Annotated in this window: 9 protein-coding genes and 1 pseudogene; 3 read left to right on the forward strand and 7 right to left on the reverse strand. The window is 69.3% G+C overall.

What is annotated here, in order from left to right:
* Positions 1-3,524: pseudogene (locus AB0L53_RS51880) on the reverse strand (hypothetical protein); the annotation flags it as partial.
* Between the two features lie 1,519 nt (positions 3,525-5,043).
* Between AB0L53_RS51880 and AB0L53_RS51885 the strand changes: the two are divergent.
* The 3 genes from AB0L53_RS51885 to AB0L53_RS51895 are packed head-to-tail and all read left to right on the forward strand — an operon-like array spanning position 5,044 to position 12,334.
* The gene (locus AB0L53_RS51885) at positions 5,044-6,372 is read left to right on the forward strand and encodes an SWIM zinc finger family protein (protein WP_364012069.1); all 1,329 of its coding nucleotides are present in this window, start codon (positions 5,044-5,046) and stop codon (positions 6,370-6,372) included.
* Entirely contained in the window at positions 6,369-9,527 is a 3,159-nt protein-coding gene (locus AB0L53_RS51890) for a DUF6493 family protein (protein WP_364012072.1), read from the forward strand. Before AB0L53_RS51885 ends, AB0L53_RS51890 begins: the two co-directional genes overlap by 4 nt.
* Positions 9,524-12,334 (forward strand): hypothetical protein, encoded by a 2,811-nt coding sequence (locus tag AB0L53_RS51895; RefSeq protein ID WP_364012075.1) that lies wholly within the window; start codon positions 9,524-9,526, stop codon positions 12,332-12,334. Before AB0L53_RS51890 ends, AB0L53_RS51895 begins: the two co-directional genes overlap by 4 nt.
* A gap of 40 nt (positions 12,335-12,374) precedes the next feature.
* Here the strand turns inward: AB0L53_RS51895 and AB0L53_RS51900 are convergent, their stop codons facing one another.
* From AB0L53_RS51900 to AB0L53_RS51925, 6 genes are all read right to left on the reverse strand, one after another.
* Complete coding sequence (locus tag AB0L53_RS51900) at positions 12,375-14,090, reverse strand: right-handed parallel beta-helix repeat-containing protein (protein ID WP_364012078.1); 1,716 nt, start codon at positions 14,088-14,090, stop codon at positions 12,375-12,377.
* A 78-nt stretch (positions 14,091-14,168) separates the two neighbouring features.
* Positions 14,169-15,947, reverse strand: a complete 1,779-nt coding sequence (locus AB0L53_RS51905) for an alpha-galactosidase (protein WP_364012081.1) — start codon at positions 15,945-15,947, stop codon at positions 14,169-14,171.
* Positions 15,944-16,792: a carbohydrate ABC transporter permease gene (locus tag AB0L53_RS51910; protein ID WP_364012084.1), complete on the reverse strand. Its 849-nt coding sequence runs from the start codon at positions 16,790-16,792 to the stop codon at positions 15,944-15,946. Before AB0L53_RS51910 ends, AB0L53_RS51905 begins: the two co-directional genes overlap by 4 nt.
* On the reverse strand, positions 16,782-17,843 hold the full coding sequence (locus tag AB0L53_RS51915) for a sugar ABC transporter permease (RefSeq protein WP_364012087.1): 1,062 nt from the start codon (positions 17,841-17,843) through the stop codon (positions 16,782-16,784). The genes AB0L53_RS51910 and AB0L53_RS51915 overlap by 11 nt, the downstream gene beginning before the upstream one ends.
* A 36-nt stretch (positions 17,844-17,879) precedes the next feature.
* Positions 17,880-19,130, reverse strand: a complete 1,251-nt coding sequence (locus AB0L53_RS51920; protein WP_364012090.1) for an extracellular solute-binding protein — start codon at positions 19,128-19,130, stop codon at positions 17,880-17,882.
* A gap of 23 nt (positions 19,131-19,153) precedes the next feature.
* Positions 19,154-20,320, reverse strand: a complete 1,167-nt coding sequence (locus AB0L53_RS51925; protein WP_364012093.1) for a hypothetical protein — start codon at positions 20,318-20,320, stop codon at positions 19,154-19,156.
* Positions 20,321-20,517: the final 197 nt, after the last annotated feature.

Genomic DNA, 20,517 nt, shown 5'->3' on the forward strand with positions numbered 1-20,517 from the left:
ACCACCGGCGTCTGCAAAGAACACCCAAAGGAGGTGCCACACCCACCAGAGGACACGGCACCAGCATCAGACCAGATCAGCCCCGAACCCTGACCGGCAGCCGACGGGTCATGCTCGACCTGCGCCTCCAACCGCAATGGCCGCGACTCCGGATCCGTCCCCTGACCCGTGAACATCGGCTGCGTCGACGGTAACGTCCACAACCCCGACACCTGCTGACCCGGATAAGCCGACAGCCCCGACACCACCGGCTTGGAGATATCCACCCGACCGGCCTGCCACTCCGACCACGAACCCGCCACCAGCGCGCCGGGAGACGCCGTGGACTGCACCACCGCACGCACGCGCCACCGGATCAACCAGCCGTTCTGCAGCCCCGTCACCGCAGGCGACTGATGCGTGGCCGAGCACGCCTGCCCCGTGAAACAGGTCTCTCCAAAGGTCTTGCCCTGCCCCGACCAGATCAGCCCCGACCCCTGGCCAGAAGCCGACGGATCATGCTCAACCTCCGCCTCCAGCACACCGAGCCGCCGATCAACATCAGAGATCGCAGCGGTGAGCACCGGGCTGGCACTCGGCAGAACCCAGACCCCTGAGACCAGCTGACCGCCAGATGCGGACGCCTCGCTCACCACCGGCCCTGGCGGGATCGTGTTGAACACCTTCGTATCCACACGAGCCGACACCCAATCCGACCACGGCCCCGACATCCCAGACGTGGTCGTCGCCCGCGCCCGCCAGCGAATCTGCCAGCCATCAGCCAGCTTCCCGGCCGGCACCGCCGCCCAGGCGTTGGTTCCCGACGCATACTCCTTATCAGAAACCCCCGACCAGATCAGGCCCGTGCCCTGACCCCCCGCAGCCGGGTCGTGCTCCACTTCCACATTCAGTTTGCTCGGCCGGTTCTCCGGATCGGTCACCTTCGCAAACAGCCACGGCGTCAACGACGCCGCCGTCCACGAGGCAGAACCCGGCAAAGCCGGATCCATACCCAACGATTCAACCGACGGCTTGTTGAGATCAATGCGTGCTTGGGTCCAATCCGACCACGGGCCGATAACACCAGTGGTGGTCTCACCGCGCACCCGCCAGCGAACCTTCATCCCATCCGTCAGCTTCCCAGCCGGAACCTGCACCAACGCATTGTCGCCAGAGCGGTACGGCTGAGCACTCTTCCCAGTCCAGATCAAGCCGCCGCCTTGGCCGGTCGCTGCCGGGTCGTACTCGACTTCCACAGCGAGCAGGGAGTCTCTGTTCTCCGGGTCGGTCACCTTCGCATACAGCCATGGCGAAGTTGCCGCCGCTGTCCATGCCCCGGCATTCCAGGTCGCCGGCGTCATTGACAGTCCCGCCACCGACGGTTTGCGGAGGTCGATGCCGGTAGTGGACCAGTCGGTCCACGGGCCGAGAGCACCAGTGGTGGTTTCACCACGCACCCGCCAGCGAACCTTCATCCCATCCGTCAGCTTCCCAGCCGGCACCTGCACCCACGCATTACCGCCAGAGGCGTATGCGGTGGCCCCCTTGCCCTCCCAGATCACACCCGTGCCCTGCCCGGTCGCGGCCGGATCGTGCTCGATCTGCACCCACAACCGTGAAGCACGCGAGTCAGGATCACTGACCTTGGCATACACCCACGGCGTAACCGACGAAGCCGTCCACGACGTCGCCCCCTTGGTAGCCGGAGTCAACCCCGCATCGGAAGCAGCCGGCTTAGTCACATCGATAGTGGCGTTTTGCCAGGGTGACCATTCGCCTTCCGCGCCCGCGGTGGTGACGCCGCGCACTCGCCAGCGGACCTTCATCCCGTCGGCCAACTTCCCGGTCGGCACCTGCACCCAGGCGTTGCCACCCGAGGCGTACGCGGTGGTGCCCTTACCGGACCAGATCAGCCCCGAGCCCTGCCCTGTCGCGGCCGGATCGTGCTCGATCTCCGCGCCCAGCACCAGCTTCGATCCGCCGGCAGCGGTCACCTTCGCATACAGCCACGGCGTGGTCGAGGCCAACGTCCACGCGTCGGTGCCACGCGTGGCCGGCACCGCGCCCAGGCCATTGCCCGCCGTCCCGCTCACCGCAACCGTGGCCGCCTGCCACTCCGACCACGACCCCGCCACCCCGCCAGCGGTCGATACCCGCACCCGCCAGCGGATCAGCCACCCATCCTTCAACTTGCCCGACGCCACCACCGGCGTCTCCAAAGAACACCCAAAGGAGGTGCCACACCCACCAGAGGACACGGCACCAGCATCAGACCAGATCAGCCCCGAACCCTGACCAGCAGCCGACGGATCATGCTCAACCTGCGCCTCCAACCGCAACGCCCGCGACTCCGGATCCGCCCCCTGACCCGTGAACATCGGCTGCAACGACGACAACATCCACAACCCCGACACCTGCTGACCCGGATACGCCGCCACCCCCGACACCACCGGCTTAGAGGTATCCACCCGGCCCGCCTGCCACTCCGACCACGAACCCGCCACCCCGCCAGCGGTCGACACCCGCACCCGCCAGCGGATCAACCACCCATCCTTCAACTTGCCCGACGCCACCACCGGCGACTCCACCCGGCACCCGAACGACGGCGAACACGCACCACCAGAAACCGCACCCGTGGCGGACCAGATCAGCCCCGAACCCTGACCAGCAGCCGACGGATCATGCTCAACCTGCGCCTCCAACCGCAACGCCCGCGACTCCGGATCCGCCCCCTGACCCGAAAACGTCGGCTGCGTCGACGACAACATCCACAACCCCGACACCTGCTGACCCGGATACGCCGCCACCCCCGACACCACCGGCTTAGAGGTATCCACCCGGCCCGCCTGCCACTCCGACCACGAACCCGCCACCCCGCCAGCGGTCGACACCCGCACCCGCCAGCGGATCAACCACCCATCCTTCAACTTGCCCGACGCCACCACCGGCGACTCCAAAGAACACCCAAACGAGGTGCCACACCCACCAGACGACACGGCACCAGCATCAGACCAGATCAGCCCCGAACCCTGACCAGCAGCCGACGGATCATGCTCAACCTGCGCCTCCAACCGCAACGCCCGCGACTCCGGATCCGCCCCCTGACCCGTGAACATCGGCTGCAACGACGACAACATCCACAACCCCGACACCAACTGACCCGGATACGCCGCCACCCCCGACACCACCGGCTTAGAGGTATCCACCCGGCCCGCCTGCCACTCCGACCACGAACCCGCCACCCCGCCAGCGGTCGACACCCGCACCCGCCAGCGGATCAACCACCCATCCTTCAACTTGCCCGACGACACCACCGGCGACTCCACCCGGCACCCGAACGACGGCGAACACGCACCACCAGAAACCGCACCCGTGGCGGACCAGATCAGCCCCGACCCCTGACCAGCAGCCGACGGATCATGCTCAACCTGCGCCTCCAACCGCAACGCCCGCGACTCCGGATCCGCCCCCTGACCCGAAAACATCGGCTGCAACGACGACAACGTCCACAACCCCGACACCAACTGACCCGGATACGCCGACACCCCCGACACCACCGGGAGTGCGTTAGCCGTGACAGCCGACACGGCCTGCGCCCAAGAGTCGGATGCCCCAGCCGGCTTCAGGTCACCCTGCTCCGCGCTTCCCTGGTTGTTAAGCGTCCACGGAGAGCCCTTGTGAATACCTACGCCCTCTGCGCGAACACCAGCGAGCCGGCTGTCGTTCGCCGCTTGTGCTGATCCAGTGACAGTCGGGGAGGATTCCCATGTCAGCGGCGGCGGAGTGTTCAGCCCTTTCGTGGCCGGCTCGTCCACCATCTCGCGCGGTGTCTCTAGCGGAAGCGAACCCTTGGGCCGCTTGCTATCGTCACGAGTCTTGCCCTCGCCCTGCGGCTGAGTGGCGGCCGGGCCGGCGAGGTGCGGTAGCCCTTCCGCGGACCCGGAATCCTGGACAGGGACACCGCTGACGGAGCCTGAAGATGGAGAACCGGGGATCGCCAGCCGGGTCGGAGAGGGGTCTGCGGCAACTGCCTGCGCCTCCAACGCGAGAAAACTCGGCAGGAGAGCCACGGTCACGGCCAAGGCGACGCGGCTCACCCACCTCGGTGGTCCACTCCGTCCGAGCCCGAACCGGCTCCGACCCAGCACACTCGCGCCTGCCTGAGCACGCCGCATGGCCACCCACACTCCCCCGTAGACCGGAAACACCAAGGGCCCCAGGCGCATCCCCATAAGCGCCGCATAAAGAACGTCACAGATATACACAGATAAGACGAACCAGGAATAGATCTTGACAAGTCAATAGAGTTGGTGACGAGACCGGGCAAATGAACCGCTCCAGGGATCCGGGCAGCTCACGTGCCCGCAACGCAGGTAGGCCGACAACTCTTTGTGACGGAGATCACAGAGGAAGGGCTAATTTCCGAATAAGGTCGTGCAAATCCTGCATCTTCTCCGTCACCTCATGTCGACGGCTTGCCTGAAGGCATGCGCTGCGCCACCGATGACCAGAGATTTCATCTGCTCACCGTCATCATTCAGCCTCATCACGGGACCACCGCTTACACTTCGCCGTGAGCCGGCAGAAGAGGCTGGTGGATGATCGTGTAGCGTGGCTGCGCCTCGGGCTTTCATACTGGCGCGTGGATCTAGGCGGTGATCTTCTGCGGCGCGCCACGACCGCTACTGACGCACCCGCGCAGCCGCCACTGCCTGCCCGGCCCCGTCCTCTCACAGTGTGCCGATCATCAGCCTGCGCCGGCCTCCAGGCGATGGAGTCGCGACCAATTCCGGCGGCGAGCAACTTCCGTCCGGAAAGGTCCGTGGTGGCGGCCGAAAAGGACCTCGGGTGCGGCTGGAGGGGTGCGCCGCGCATCCTCGCGAAGTGTTTACCTGGAATCCCACAGGCGTTCGCCGTCGGAAACGCGGACGTGCTTCTCGTAGCTCCGTCACGCAGGACAAATTGCCCCGTTCGTCCGGCGAGGGGGTGGATGTCCGCGGGAGCTTTCATCTCCTCGGCAGCTGCCGCGCCGGTTTGTCGGTGGGGCGATCTAGTGTCCCGGCCATGACCTCAACGACGCAGGCGTACACCTACGCCGCGCCCTCCTCCCTTGTCGACGGTCGTCTCGGATTGGCGACCTCCGGCGGGCGGGCCCTGTCCGGCCCGGCCGTGGCTCCGCGGTTCTTCAGCGGCGTGGTGACCCAGGCGGCCCCCGCCGCGGCGGCCCTGCTCGGCGTCGCCGACGTGGCGCTGGCCCGCTATCACCAGCCGCAGGCGCGGCCCGGCTGGGTGCGCGACCCGGTGGTGACGTGCAACGGAGACCGCTTGCGGTTCGAGTCGTTCTCGGCCTGTGGCGGCGTGTACGCCCGGCTTGACCTGCTGAACGGCGCGCTCGACGGCGAGGTGTTCGACCGGGGCACCACCAACGTCGACGTGAACGCGCCGCTCCGGGAGGCGTTGGCGCGCATCGGCGCGCGTGACCCGCTGCACCTGGGAGTCGGGCTCGACGAGCTGGTCGTGACCACGATGGACGGCGCGGTGGTGGAGAAGAAGGTGCCGCTGCCCGAGCGCTGGTTACGCGGCTTCGCCGAGGTGCAGGTCATCGCCTCGGGCATGGACCAGCGCGGTGAGCTGACCGGCATGGCGGCGGTACGGTTCCTGCGCGGGCTGCCCAAGAGAGAGACGGTATGGGTGGCGCAGACGGGGCGTGAGCTGAAGGCCTCCGACCGTCAGGTTCCGGGCGCGGTCCAGCTCGCCGGCCCCAACCGGCTCGCCACCCTCCTGCCACTGCTGCGCTTCGCGAAGTCCCTACGGGTGTACGGCCCGGCCGAGGGCGCCTCCAGCGCCTGGGAGCTGGAGCTGCCGGGCATGCGCTACACGCTCACCCTCTCGCCCGAGCGCTGGCGCGGCTTCTCCGGCGAAGGCGCGGTGCTCGACGACCTGGCCACCGACGAGGCCGAGAACGACGCCGACGTGGTGGGCATGCTGCTCAACTTCGAGCCCGAGATCGAGATCGGCCTGCTGGCCGACCGCGCGGGCATCCCCGCCGACCGGGTGCGGGCCGCGCTGACGCAGCTCGGCGTCGCCGGCCGGGTCGGCTACGACCTGTCGGAGGCCGCCCACTTCCACCGTGAGCTGCCCTATGACAAGGACAACGTGCTCCTGCTCAACCCACGGCTGGCCAAGGCGCGCAAGCTCGTCGACGCGGGCGCCGTACGCCTCGAAGGCGAGCTGGCCACCGTCCACACCTCGGGCGGCGCGCGCCGGGTCTCTCTGACCGACGGCTCCTGCACCTGCGAGTGGTGGTGGGACCATCGCGGCTCCCGCGGGCCGTGCAAACACGTGCTGGCCGCCCGGATCGTCGCCCGCGCCGCCGTGGAGGTCTCCCGATGACGCTCTGGACGGAGATCTGCGACCTGGTCACTCGCAACCAGGTCACCCGCCTGACCGACCGGCTGGTCACACTCACCGAGGAGGAGCGCGCCGAGCTGGGCGGGCGGTTGCCCGGCCTCGTCAAGGAGCTGCGCCGCGCCCGCACCGAGCAGGTACGCGCCCAGTATCCCGACGACTTCGAGGAGGAGGCCTCCTGGGAGGTCGGCGACCTGCTCGACAAACTGGCCGGCGCGCTGCTGCTGACCGGTGTCGGCGTCATCACCGGCCCGGCGGCCGCCGTGACGTGGATGACCAGCCGCGACGTCAACCGCCGCTGGGCCGAGGACCTCAACGTCGCCCAGGTGTGCCGGGTGGCGGCCACCCGCCCCTTGGAGTGGCGCCGCGATGTCGCGGTCCGGCTGGCCCAGCGGGTACGCCGTCCCGCCGACCGCATCGCGCCGCTGGCCGTGGCGCTGCTGCGCGAGTCCGGCGCCGTGCCACCCGACCACGACCCGCTGGTGGCCGCCTGGCTGGCCGCGCCGAACGTGGCCGATGACCCGCTGACCCCCGTACTGCTGCCTCGCGTCTTCGACGCCGACGGCGCGGGCCGCGTCCTCCGCGACGAGCGGCTGGAGCCCCGGCCGACCCGCTGGCTGGCCGCCACCGCCCGCGAGCTGCCCAGGGAGCAGCTGCTCGACGGTTGCGTGAGCCGCTTCCTGCGCGGCGGCGAGGCGCAGGACCTGCGGTTCTTCGTCCGGCTGCACACGCTGCTCGACCCCACGCCCGCGGAGTCCGCGCCCCGCCTGCGCGACTACCTGCGGTTGTTGCCGTCGGCCCCGGGCACGGTCGCCGAGCTGGCCGCCGGGCAGGTACGCGGAGCGATGCCGCTCGACCACGCCGACCTGGTCGAGGCGCTCGACGCGCTCACCTTCCGGGACGAGGCCAAGCTCGCCGCCACGGGCCTGCGCTGGCTCGACCGGGCGATCCGGGCCACGCCCGAGGCGGCCGCCGACTTCGTGACCGCGCTGACCACGGCGTACGCGCACAAGTCCTTCGACGTGCGCAACCGCGCGGCCGAGCTGACCCTGAAACACGCCGGCCTGTTCGCCGACCACACTGAGGCGATTTTCGACGGCGTCCGCCACCTACCCGCCGACCTGGGCGCGAAGCTGGCCGAGCGGTTCGGCGGAGAGACCCCGGTCGAGGAAGTGCTGGAGCGGAAGGAGTTCCCGCCGCTGCCCGAGCCGCCGGAGGCGCGGCGGTTCCCCGAGCCGTCGATCTTCCCCAACCATGACTACCACGAGCGTTGGATCGGCCAGGAGCGCTGGCTGGCGGCCTTCGTCGCCGGGATCGCCGACGACCGGGCGGAACTGCGCCGCAAGCTCAAGCCGCACGTCGAGCAGGACCAGCGCCACTGGCGGTCCAGCAAGGTGTGCCTCGACCCCGACGACTGGCAGTCGGCGCTGTCCGCCGAGCTCGTGACCCCCGGCAGCGTGCCGGAGCTACCGCCGATCCGGCCGGAGAAGTTCTGGGACACCGCGAGCCGCTCCGTGGGAGTACGCGCCCTCACCCGTGGCGAGGAGCCCGCCCCGGAGCCCGGTCGCCGGGGGATCATGGTGGGCGGCTACCGGCCTGGCCGCTACCTCGACGACGACGCCCCACTGCGCGCTTTCTCCATCACCTGGACCAGCGACGACGGCCCGGACGGGGCGGTGGCCCACGAGGGCGACCGGCAGATCCCCTTCGCCAAGGGCCGGATCCACCTGCACGATTCTCCCATCGTCGACGGACCGCCGGATCGCCTCCGTCCGGTGCGGACGAGGCCCGGTGTCATGTACGACGACTCGGTGGAGGCCATGCCGTCCTTCGTCCTCGACGACGTCTACGAGCGCATGGCCGAACTCGGCGTGGACCCCGCCCGGATCGCGGCGATGCGGGCGGAGGAGCAGGTACCCCCGCCAGGCCCGAGCGAGCCGCTCGTGCAGGTGACCGTCGTCTTCATCCCGCCCCGGCTGCGTTCCTTCATGCCCGAGGCGCTGCCCGAGAACGACGAGTGGCGGCGGCGCAACCACCTGCCCCACCCCAATCACGTCTCCCCGCCCCACGACTTCATGCTGCACCGCTACGCGGAACTCGCCGAGGCCCTCCGCGACGGCACCCTGCCGCCGGTGCTGCTGGCCACGCCGACCTGGATGAGCGGCCACCTCGATCCCGACGTACTGATCGACCGGCTGGAGACCTGCGCCGCCGCCGGCGTGGAGCCGCTCCCGGCTGACCTGGCGCAGGCGCTGCTGCGGTTGCCCCGGGGCAGCCACCAGGCCGCGGCCGACCGGGCCGCCAAGGTCGACTCGGAGGCGGCGCGCTCGGCCGCCCGCTGGCTCGCCGGTGGCGGCATGGCCGATCCCGAGTGCGGCCACGTATGGCGCCACATGGTGGACGCGTCCATGGTCGAGTTCGGCGACGGCGAACCGGAGCACTTCACCGAGGTCAGGCTGCAGCCGGTGTTGCGGGTGACGGCCCCGACCGGCCATCGGCTGATCGACGAGGTGCTGCTGCGCCAACCGTTCGATTGGACGGTCGACGAGTTCGGCGGCACGCTCAGGGCGTGGCCCGCCATGCTGCCCTCGCACCGCGAGGTCGTGGCCGTCAACTTCCTGCCCTTCATACCGCGCGGCCGCTGGGGCATGTGGCTGGCTCCGGCGGAGATCACCGGCCTGGAGATCGCCCAGGGCCCGATGGGCGAGTCCACGGCGGTGATCCTCGCCTTCCTCCTGGCCGACAACGTGTCCAGTATGATCCCGCTGGCCCTGAGCATGGCCGCCAGGGGCGAACTGCCCGCCGAGGCGATCGGCCGCCAGCTCGCGCTGGTGCTGCGCCGCACCTGGCTGGAGACCCGCTCCGCCATCGCGGCCCTGACCGAGCTGGCCGACGCCGGCGGCCACCACGAGGTATGGCGCATCCTGCGCGCCCTGCTGCCCGGAATACTGCCGGGCGAGGGGCAGCGCATCACCGTGACCCACGCCGAACTCGTCGCCTTCGCCGCCGACGTGGCCCGCTGGACCGGCGCGCGCGGGGAGATCCCGGTCGTCGCCGAGTACGCGCGCAGCCGCCGGACGATCCGCTTCGTCCACGAGTGCAAGCGCCTGCACGCCCAGCTCACCGGAGCCACGTCATGACTTCTGACGACATCCGGACCGAGATCAGGAATCTCGTGCTGCACCACGACGCCGAGGGTCTGGCGTCGCGGTTGCCGAAGCTCACCGACGCCGAGCGGGCCACTGTCGCCGCCGAGTTGCCGGGCCTGCTCGCCGAGCTCCGCGAGAGCCCGCTGGCGACCGCCACCGTCAGCTGGGACGCCTTCGACTGGACCGCCAACGACCAGGTCACCGGCCGGTCCGAAGTGCTGATGATGGTGGGCGCGGCGACCATTCCCGGCCCGGCCGGGGCGGCCACCTGGCTGATGAAGCGCGACCTCAATCCCCGCTGGTCCGGCGCGCCGAGCCCGCACCGGCTGGTGAAGGCGCTCTCCGGTCGCCCTGTGGCCTGGCGTGCCGATCTGGCGGTACGGCTCGCGCGCCGCATCCGCCGTTCCGACGACCGGATCGTACCGCTGGCCTTGGCACTGCTGCGCGACGGCGAGGCCACCCCACCCGACCACGAGCCCCTGGTGGCAGCCTGGTTGTCGGCGGTGGGCGTGGCCAAGGACCCGCTGACGCCCCACCTGCTTCCGAAGATCTTCGAGGCGGCCGGCGCGAGCCGGGCACTGGTCAACGAGACGCTCACCCCGAAGCCGTCCCGCTGGCTGGCCCTGGCCGCCCGCACGCTGTCGCGCGAGCAGATCATCACCGGCTGCGTGGGTCGTTTCCTGCTCGGCGGCGACGTGCGGGACCTGCGCTTCTTCGTCCGGCTGCACACGCTCGTGGCGCCCACGCCGGAGGAGTCGGCCGGGCGGCTACGCGACTACCTGCGTCTGCTGCCCGCCGCGCCGGGCCCGGTGGCCGAGCTGGCCTGGCAGCAGGTACGCCGAGCACGGCTCGACCCGGCGGACGTCGCCGAGGCCATCGAGGCGATGACCTTCCGCCAGGAGGCCAAGCTCGCGGTGAAGGGCCTGACCTGGCTCGACCGCCATCTCCGTCACCACCCGGAACGTGTAGCCGACCACGTCACCGCGCTGACCAATGCGTACGCGCACGCCTCTCACGAGGTACGCGACCGCGCGGTCACCCTCACCCTCAAGCACGCCGGCCACCTCACCGACCCCGTGCCGATCCTGGAGGCGGCCGAACTGCTGCCCCCGGCCTCAGCCCGGCAGGTCTTGGAGCGCTTCTCGGAAGGTTGGACCGGCGAATTCACCCCCGGCCGCCTGCCCGAGGCCACCATCCCCGGCCCGTTCCCCACCTCCGGCCTGGAGAGCGGTCCGCCGGAGGAGATCGGCTGGATCGACATTGAGGCGTGGCTGGCGGCGGTCACGCGAGAAGCGCATACGAACCCGGATCCCCTGAAGGAAACGCTGGCCCGGCGGTTCGGCGAACACCTGCGGCCGGTGCTCTACGACTGGCCGACGTGGCAGTCCCCGCGTGACTGGTGCACCGCGCTGGCCAGGGAACTCGTCAACCCCGGCGAAGATCCTGGGCCGCCCATGTCTCGTCCGCCGGGGCAGCGCCCGCGCTCCGACGCGGGGCAGGCCGTCCCTGGCCTGTCCGGCGGTCTCGGACAGGCCCTGTACGAGGGCATGGCGACCGTCGCGGCCACGGCCTTCCAGCTGTTCCCCGGCCTCCGCACGGTCGTCCCGCTCCACGAGATGCCCGACTACGTACAGGAGATGCTGCGGACGGTCGATGTCCAGACCGACCTCTACGACCCGACGGCGCGGCCCGCGCCCGCCCCCTGGAACCGCCTCCCCCGCCTGCGGGAGTGCGCCCGCCCTCACGCCTTCCTCCTGTCCCGGCTCGACGAACTCCTGCGCGCGGCGAAGGCCGGAGCCCTGCCCCCGGTCCTGCTGGCCACCCCCACCCGTGCCGACGGCCACCTCGACCCCGAGACCTTGCTCAACCGCCTGGCCATGTGCGCGCACTCCGGCTGCGAACCGCTCCCGCTCGATCTGGAACAGGCTCTGTTGCGCCTCCCGCCCGATTCCGCCCCTGACCTGGCCGAACGCGCGAAGAGCATCGGCTCGGCGGCCGGTGCGGTGGTGGCCCGCTGGTTCGAGCGCGGCGCGCCCCCATCCCCGGAAGTGGAGCTGACCTGGACCCTCGACCTCGGCTCCCACGTCGTGCCCTACGACGACCGTGTCCTCGACCAGCGCGGCATCGCCAACGTGAGCTGGCGACCAGTGGAGCCCACCGGTCTCGCCCACCTCGACGCCCTGCTGACCGCGCCCGAGATGCGCCCTTTTCGGCGCCTGTCACGTGACTTCTGGCCCGGCATGACGCCCCACCACCGGGAGCTCGCGGCGGCCCATCTGGCGTTCGGCCTGATCGACCGTTTCGACCCGCCTGACATCGCGATCGACGACCTCCGCGACCTGACCCTGGCCGAAGGCGCGTCCGGACCGGCGACGGCCTTGGTGCTGGCCTACTTCCTCACCGTGGAGGGCGACGACGCGGTGCCCTCACTGCTTCAACTGGCGGCCAAGGGCGCGCTCCCCGCCGCCGAGACGGGCCGCCTGCTGGGCCTGCTGGGCCGCCGCACCCGCTACGAGGCCGGCCCCGCGTTGCCCTCACTGGAACTGGCCGCCAAGCAGGGCGCGCACGCCGAGGTATGGACGATCATGCGCCACTTCCTGGCCTCCTTCCTCCCGGGGGAGGGCGAGCGGGCCCGGCGTCCGCACACCGACGCCGTCGTGCTGGCGACCGACATCGCCATGTGGGCCGGCGCGCGGGGCGAGATCCCCGAGGTGGCCGCCCATGCGAAGAAGCGCGGTTCGACGTCACTGACACGGGCCTGCCGGAGCCTCCACCAGTTCCTGACCCGGGAGGCCTGATCGGCTCAGCGGCGGCGGTGGGCCGGAAGACTGGTGTCGCTCATCCGAGATCGGTGACCCTCAGCGTCGGCTCATCGATGTCCGCGTCCGTGCACGACCGGAGGACGACGTCCGATGCCTCCGGCCCGGAGCGCACGATGCTGTTGTCCCTGAAGCGAATGCCCTGGGTGCTCTTGGCGTCGAGTGCCGGGACGTCACGGAGCACGAAACGATTTCCTTCGACGACGACGCCACGGTGAACCGGGTACGCGGAGTCGGTCCGCGGATCGACGAAGATCGCCGGCCCACCTGGTTCGACGAACTCGTTCCCGCGGACGATCAGATCGCGTACCGGCCCGGACTCCCACCATTCGGCGGCGTCGCCTGAGACGTAGATCGCGGCCATTCCCGGGCGTTCGAACCAGTTGCCCTCGATGACCACCGGACGCCGCGTGGTCACGAGCACGGCGCGCGTGGGCACGTTTCGGAAGACGTTACGGGCGATGTGTACGGCCGGCGTCCGGGTCACGTTCTCCACCGCGGCCCGCCCGGTGAGGTCGCCGGGCAGTTCGGAGGCGACGGTCAGGACGATGACCCTGAGCGGGTGGGCGCGGTCCCGCCCGCTCGGCTGCCGTACGCGCTCCACCGTCGCGGTCGCGATCGGCTGGAGCGTAGCCCGCTCGACGATCTCGATCAGGTCGCCGGGCGAGAACTGCGGGAGTCCGGCCGTCTCCGGATGCGCGTACTCGAGCGCCAGCGTGCGGCGATCAGGCTGATCGGCGACACGAAGGTAGGTGCCGTGCACATTGATCGGGTCGTCGTGCGGCCCGTCAAAGAGGCAGTCGCGAACGGCCGCGACTCCCGAGCATCCGGAAAACTGGACGAAGTCGGCGAAACCCGCCGTGTGCCGCCCGCTGCCCGGTGGGCTTCGGAACTCGCAGCCCTCGATCGTGACGTCACGGCTCGCCTGTGCCACGACGCCGAAGCCGTGCAGGAACCGGAAACGCAGCCCGGACAACCTCACGCCGGAGCTGTCGAGCACGAGCGCGCCGGGATGATCACGTGTCGTCAGGCGCATCTCATAGACGACGCCGAGGTCGGCCGGTTCCTCGCCGCGGTCGTAGTCGATCCGGATCTCGCGGTCCCCCGCCGCCTTGATCGACCGGACGTCGTCGAAGAGCGGGTTCGGGCCGCGCCGCGTCCCGTGGCCGGACGGATCATGGATCTGCGTGTACTCGAGCGCGTCACGGCCCTCCCAGGCGACGGCGCCCGAGCCGAGCGCCTCACCGTGCCAGCGGATCGAGCGCCCTTCGACGGAGAACATCGTGACCTCGGGCACCCGGATCACCCGGTACGCCCGCCCCGCCTCGACGCCCACGTCCACGACCGTGGCGTCGACGACCGTCGGCACCGCGAAATCGAACTCGAGTCCCTCGACGCGCACCCGCCGCGAGTCGATGACGGCGAAGGTCGTCTGGAGCCCATGAAGCAGGATGCGGGCGCCCTCCCCCGAGATGACGAGGTCGTCCATCGCCTCGACGAGTACGGCGATCGTCTTCTCGCGGTACCGCGGATCGTCCCCCACTGTGTTGGAGACGTAGAGCTCGCGACGTTGAGCGCCGTCCGGCCAGAAGTGATAGTCGCCCAGAGGGAATCGGAGAACCACCGGCCCCGCCACGGCACCGGCGGCCCGGAGAGCCGCCGCGACTGCGGGCCCGGCATCGGAGCGGCTGCCGGGAGCCGCCCCGAAGTCGGTGACGTCCAGCGTCGCCGGCACCGGGCTAGACCCCCTCGCCCGCGAAATCGAGCACAAGCCGTGCGTGCGGTCTGACTCCTGGCCCGCAGGTCGCCTCCGTCATGTCGAAGGCATCGAACGGGTCCGGCGCAACCGGGCGAGCCCGCCTGAGGGAATGGCCAGCGCGTGGGGCCCGGCGGCCAGAACGATGTCCCCGTCGACGACCCGCCGCCCCCTGGCGTCCCAGATCTCCAGCCCGGCGCTGACCTCGTCCCCCTCGTTCAGCAGGATCGGGGAGCTGTCGTCGGCGTTCGCGACCAGCAGTTCCGTCCAGTCGCCGGCCGGAATCTGGATGGCGTGCGGCGCGTACCTCGCGACGAAGTGCCGGCCGCCGTCGTGAACGCGGGCCACCGGGTACATCAGTTCGGGGCGCTCGGGCACCAGCCGACCGTGCAGCAGCAGGTCGCGGTGCTCCCGCCAGATACTGAGCCAGAACGTGAGCGCCTCGGACTGGCCATCGGGAAGCCGCGTCAGGTCCACGGAGACCTGCGGCACGCCCAGCAGTGAGTTGATCAGATGATGGGCGACCCGCTCCGGGCTGTCGCCTTCGGCCCACATGATCGGGTCGCTGTGGATCGGCATGCCCGGCCGGCTCAGGCGCAGGTCGAGGATGCCGACGCGGTTCTGGACCGCGTTCAGCGGGCAGTCGCCGACGCGGATCATCGAGGCGTACCGGCTGGGCTCCGGATGAATGTACGGCTCCCGGAACTCGATCAACGGCTCGGCTCCGAGCCCTCGCAGCCTGTCGACGATCTCGGACACGGTGTCGACGGCCGCGGCCACGGACCCCGGCGCCCCCTGCTCCTGGAACTCCTCCAGGAAGTCGAGCTTCAGGCCGTCGGCCCCCGTCCGCGCGATGATCTCCTCCATCCGCCCGACCAGGTAGGCGCGGGTGAAGGGGTCTCGCGGGTCGAGAACCTCCGCCTCCAGCTCGGGTTTGTCGCGCAGCGTCGAAAGCCCCAGGTCACGGGCCTTCGCCCGATAGCCCAGGAACGGTGTGCCGATCCACCACACGGTACGCAGCCCTCGGGCGCGCAACGCTTCGACCAGGCCGGCCGCATCGGGGAACTTGTCCTCCGCGACCTCCCAGTCGCCGCACGATCCGTATCCCCGGCCGTGCGAGTTCGTCTGCCAGCCGTCATCGATGATCACGGTGCCGAACCCCATCGCGGCCGCGCGGTCGGCCTGCGCGAGTACGGTGGCGGCCGTGACGTGCTGGTGGGCGAAATACCAGGTGCACAGGACCGGGTCCTCGGCCCCCGGCGCCACGCGATGGCCCTCCTCCCCCTGGAGCCAGCGCCCCGCCTCGGGAACGGCTCGCGCGAAGGTGCCGCCGGACACGTCCAGGAGAAGCCGCACGTCGCCCGTCGTACCAGAGCCGCCGACGGCAATCTTGATCACGAAGTCGGCGGTCTCCTCCACCAGGCCGGCCAGCACCTGTGTCTCGCTATGCCCGGTGTCGACCGCGTACACCAGACGGGTGACGTCGCGCGAGCCGAGCAGGGCCCCGAGCGGAAGGCCCCGCAGGGCGGTCGCGTCGACCGGCGCCCCCCACGATGGTGGGATCGTCGCGTGCGGCTCGGTGCTGCCCGGGCGCCACCACGCGCTCGCGTCGGTCGCGGGGATCGTCACGGTAAGACTGAGCGGCTCGCCCAGCGTGCTGAACACGACCTCGAAGACTCCGCCCCGCAGTTCGCGCACGTCACCCGGCCGCGTCGCCCGCAGCAGGAGCCCGGAGCCGCAGTGATCGGCGCCCAGCGGGACCGGCGACTCAGGCTCCGAGTGGGTCCACCCCGGTAGCCAGGAGGCACCCGTGGCAGGCGTTTCGATTTCCGTCATTTGATCCCCGTGAATGATATTCCGCCGATGATGTGACGCTGCGCGAAGAAGAAAAGAAGAACGCAGGGAAAGGTGACCACCAGGGTGGTGGCCATCAGCAGTGGAGTGTTCGTGCCGTGTACGGACTGGAAACCCGCCAGGGCGAGCGGCAGCGTCTTCCACCGCTCCGTCGAAAGGTAGATCGCGGCCTGGAAGAAGTTGTTCCAGTAGGACATGAACTGCAACACCGCGGTCGCGATGACGATGGGCCGGGAAAGCGGCAGGTAAATCGAGAACCAGATGCGGAACCAGCCCGCGCCGTCGATGAGGGCGGCATCCGTCAGCGCGTCCGGCAATCGCAGATAGAACTGCCGGTAGAGGAAGATGAAGAACGAGGAGCCGAAAAAGGTCGGGACGATGATCGGCCACAGCGTGTCGATCATGTCGAGATTCTTGAAAAGAATGAACTGCGGGACGATCGTCACCTCTCCGGGAAGCAACATCGTCGACAGCACGATCGCGAACAGCACCCCGGAGCCCCGGACCCGGATCCGTGCGAACGCGAACCCGATGAGCGAGGACGAGAAGACCACCGCGACGACCGGCACGAGCGTGCTCAGCACCGAGTTGCGCAGGTACGTCCAGAAGGGAAACGACCCGAGACCGTCGGAGAAGTTGGACCATTGCCACTGGATGGGCCAGAGCGACACCCCTCCCTGCGACACGCCCGCCTGCGTCCGCAGCGCGGTCGCGATCATCCAGAGGAAGGGGTAGACGAAGACGACGGACCCGACCACGAGCAGGGTGACCGCGAAGACCCTGGGCCCGAGCGGCCGGGGTCGCGCCCCCTCCGCACTAGCTGACATGGACACGCCGTCTCCGCTCCCTCGGCCGTTGCGATTCGTAGTAGACCCAGAAGGCGCTCCCCCGGAACACCAGCGCCGTGAGCACCATGATCATGGCGAACAGGATCCAGGCCAGGGCGGAGGCGTATCCCATCTGGAAGAAGGAGAACGCGTTCTGGTACAGGTACAGGACGTAGAAAAGGAGCGAGTCGGACGGGCCGCCCCCGTTGTGCGTGACCACATAGCCCTGGGTGAAGGTCTGCATCGCACCGATGAGACCCGTGACCACGTTGAAGAAGATGACGGGGCTCACCTGGGGAAGCGTGATGTGCCACAACGAGTGCCGGCGCCCGGCGCCGTCGATCGCGGCCGCCTCATAGAGGCTCTTCGGCACATCCTGCAGGCCGGCGAGATAGATGATCATGTTCCCGCCGACCGTCCAGAGGCTCATGAGAATCACCGCGGGCAGGGCCCAGTCGGCGTCGAAGAGCCACTTGGGTCCGTCGACGCCGAACAGGCGGAGCACCCCGTTGACGAGGCCGTAACTGGGGTGGAAGACCCAGATGAACAGCACCGCCTGGGCCACTCCCGTCACGAGCGAAGGCAGGTACCAGATGGTCCGGAACACGTTGACCCCGCGGACCCGTACGTTCATCAGGAGCGCGACGCCTAGGGAGAGCAACGTCTGCAGGGGAACGCTCACGACGGCGTACGTCAGGGTGACCTTGATCGCCTGACCGAGCGCGGGGTCCGAGAGCGCTTCCTTGTAGTTGGCGAGCCCGGTGAACTTCGCCGGATCGATCAGGTCCCAGTCCATGAATGACAGGACCAGGGAGTACACCATCGGCCCACCTGTGAAGATCACGAAGCCGACGATCCACGGAGAGACGAAGAGCCAGAACGCGGCGGTGTTCCGCGAGATCCAGCGCGCCCGGAGGGCGCCCCACAAACCGGCGCCGATGAGGCCGAACACGATGGCCAAGATGATGACCAGGGAGAGGATGGGCCTGAGCCCCTCGTCGACGTGCAGCCGTTCGAGGAATCCCGACAGCCCATCCACGATGCCTGACATGCCGCGATCCCCCCTACGCGATCCGCTCGGTGACCGTCACTGCGCCGCGTCCAGCAACTTCTGGCACTCGGCCTGAAGCTGCGGCAGTACGACGGCCGGATCCTCGGTGCCGGAGCCGATCGCGGTGCGCGAGTTCAGGTCACCTGAGAAAGCGCTCTCGATCCGCACCTTGTCCTTGACGGCGGGCGTGGTCACCGCGTTCTTGACGGCGTCGATGAAGGCCTGCAGGTTCACCTTCGGGGCGATGGATTTGAAGGCGTCGAGCGATCCCTGGATGACGGGGATGCCGAGCGCGGACTTCGTCGTCGCCAGGAGGTTCTGCGCGTCGGGGGTCGAGCTCATGAACTTCGTGAAGGTCTTCGCCGCGGCGGTCTCCGCATCGCTCGCGTCCTTCGCGATGCCCAGGCTGTCGACCTCCATGGGCTCGCCCTTGCCGGGCAACGGCACGATGAGGAACTTCGAGGAGTCCAACGCGGCGATCTTGGCGATGTTCCACGGGCCGAAGTCGGGCAGCATCGCGACCTTGCCGTCGGCGAGCCACTGGAACATGTCCTGCCCCTGGGCGTCGGCCTGGTTGGGCGCGAAGCCGTCGGCCTTCACGGCGTTCACCACGGTCTGTGCGGCGCGGATCCCATCGGGGTTGCCCATCGTGCACTGCTTGCCGTCCGCGCTGTAGTACGAGCCGCCCTCCGCGATCAGCCAGCCGTCGTACCAGAGGGGCGCGGAGCCATAGACCTTCTTCGAGCCCGATCCCGACGTCAGCTTCTTGGCCGCGGACACGAAGTCCGCGGTCGTCATCGGCGTCGCGCCGGACGGGACGGCGACGCCGGCCTTGTCGAAGGCGTCCTTGCCGAGGGCCAAGACCTTGCTCTTCGCGACGAAGGGCACCGCGTAATCGGCCCCGCCGAACGTCCCCGCCCTCTGGACGGCCGGGGAGTAGTAGACGCTCTTGTCGACCTCGACCTGCTTGAAGGCGTTGGCGAAGCTCGGCAGCGAGGTGTCGGAGATCTCCGCCACGGTCGGCGCGTCGCCGCCGGCGATCGACGTCTGGAGCTTCTGCTCGTAGTCGCTCTGGATCCAGTTGGGCTCGACCTTGATCGTCGGGTTGGCCTTCTCGAACGCCGCGATCATCGCCTTCATGGTGGCGGCCTCGTCGGTGGTCCCCCAGAAGGCGTAACTGATCGTGGTGGTCCCGGCCGAGCCTCCTCCACCACCGGTCTCACTGCTACAAGCGGCGAGCGCGAGGAACGAGGCGGCGGTGACGGCAGCGAGTGCCTTTCGGTGCAAGGGGGGTCTCCTTTGTCAGTGATCTATCGCTGCCCGCGAAGCACGGCGACGCTGCCGTCAGCAGCTGCGCGTACGCGCGAACCGTTCGGCACGTCGACCGTGGTGACGTGCCCGTCGTCCCAGACGGAGTTCCAGGTCACGCCTGGTCCGCCGGTCACCTCGAACTCGGTGGCTTCCCTGGCCTCGTGCCGCAGCCCGACGACGGAACCACCGACTGGAACATCTTCGACCTCGATCCACTCCCCGCCCGGCAGATGCGAGCGGGTGTGGACGACGCCCTCCTGGGCGCCCGGCTCCAGCCCGGTCAGGCCGACCGCGACGTGGGCGACGTGCGTGAAGGGGACCTCGGGATAGTCCGCCCTGGAGCCCGCGAGGTATCGCATCCAGCGCAACGCCTCGTCGTCCCACCCGTACCGGAAGAACGCCTCCGGAAGGTAGGTGAAAGCCTCGATGTTGGCCGGCGGCGTCGCCGCGAGGCCGGATCGCAGGAAGTCGAGATGCGCGCTCGAGCGCTGGTCGTCGCGCATGATCCCCTTGAGCGCGGGGAACCAGGTGCTCTCCAGCCGGAACCCGCCGGTCGGTCCGTCGGCGGTGAAGCCCGCGGTGTAGTGCTCGTCGCCGGGCAACCACCACGATGTCGAGAAGTGCTCGTCCAGCTGCTCGGCCCGCGCACGATTCCACGCGGCGAACTCGTCGTCGAAGGTGATGGAGCCGAGCGCCAGGTGGGCCGCCCATTGGCTGGCGATCCCGTCGGCGGCGACCAGGAGGTGCGGTGGCCGCTCCCCCTCGTTGTAGGTCGCCGTTCCGCGGAAGATGTCCCCGCTGCCGCCTTCGCCCGCCACACCCGTCCCGAGGGGATCATGGGTGTCGACGAACGACGTCATCGTGCTGCGCACGAACGCCGCGATCTCCGGAGTGAGCAGGAATCGGTCGTCCGCCGTCCAGCGATATTGCTCGACCGCCTTCTCGACGAGTTCGAATGGCGCCGGGACCTCTCGTACGAAGTCGTCATCCGAGTGGTAGTCGATGGCGGCCGGCGTGCCGTCGAACTCGAACGCCCACAACGGATACCAACCGCGGGCGCCGTTCGACGATCCGGCGAAATGCCGGAGCATCGAAAGGTTCTCCGCGTCCAGTCCCAGCAGATGCGCGCCGAGCATTTGATGGGCGAGGTCCCTCGAATAGAACATCGGCCGGTCCGTCAAACCGGCCCAGTAACTCGGGAGATATCTCGGGTCCCGTCCGGTCTGAACCCACTCACGCGAACGACGTGACGCCCAAATGAAAGATTCGACAAGATCGTGCATGCTCGAATCAACTCGAAGATGCCATGGTGGGTGGTTTTGACCGGACCGTGCGACCTGCGCCGCAGGTGGTGACTGCCTCG

Origin of the sequence: Nonomuraea sp. NPDC052129 (genome assembly GCF_040680095.1) — a bacterium.
Classification (GTDB): domain Bacteria; phylum Actinomycetota; class Actinomycetes; order Streptosporangiales; family Streptosporangiaceae; genus Nonomuraea.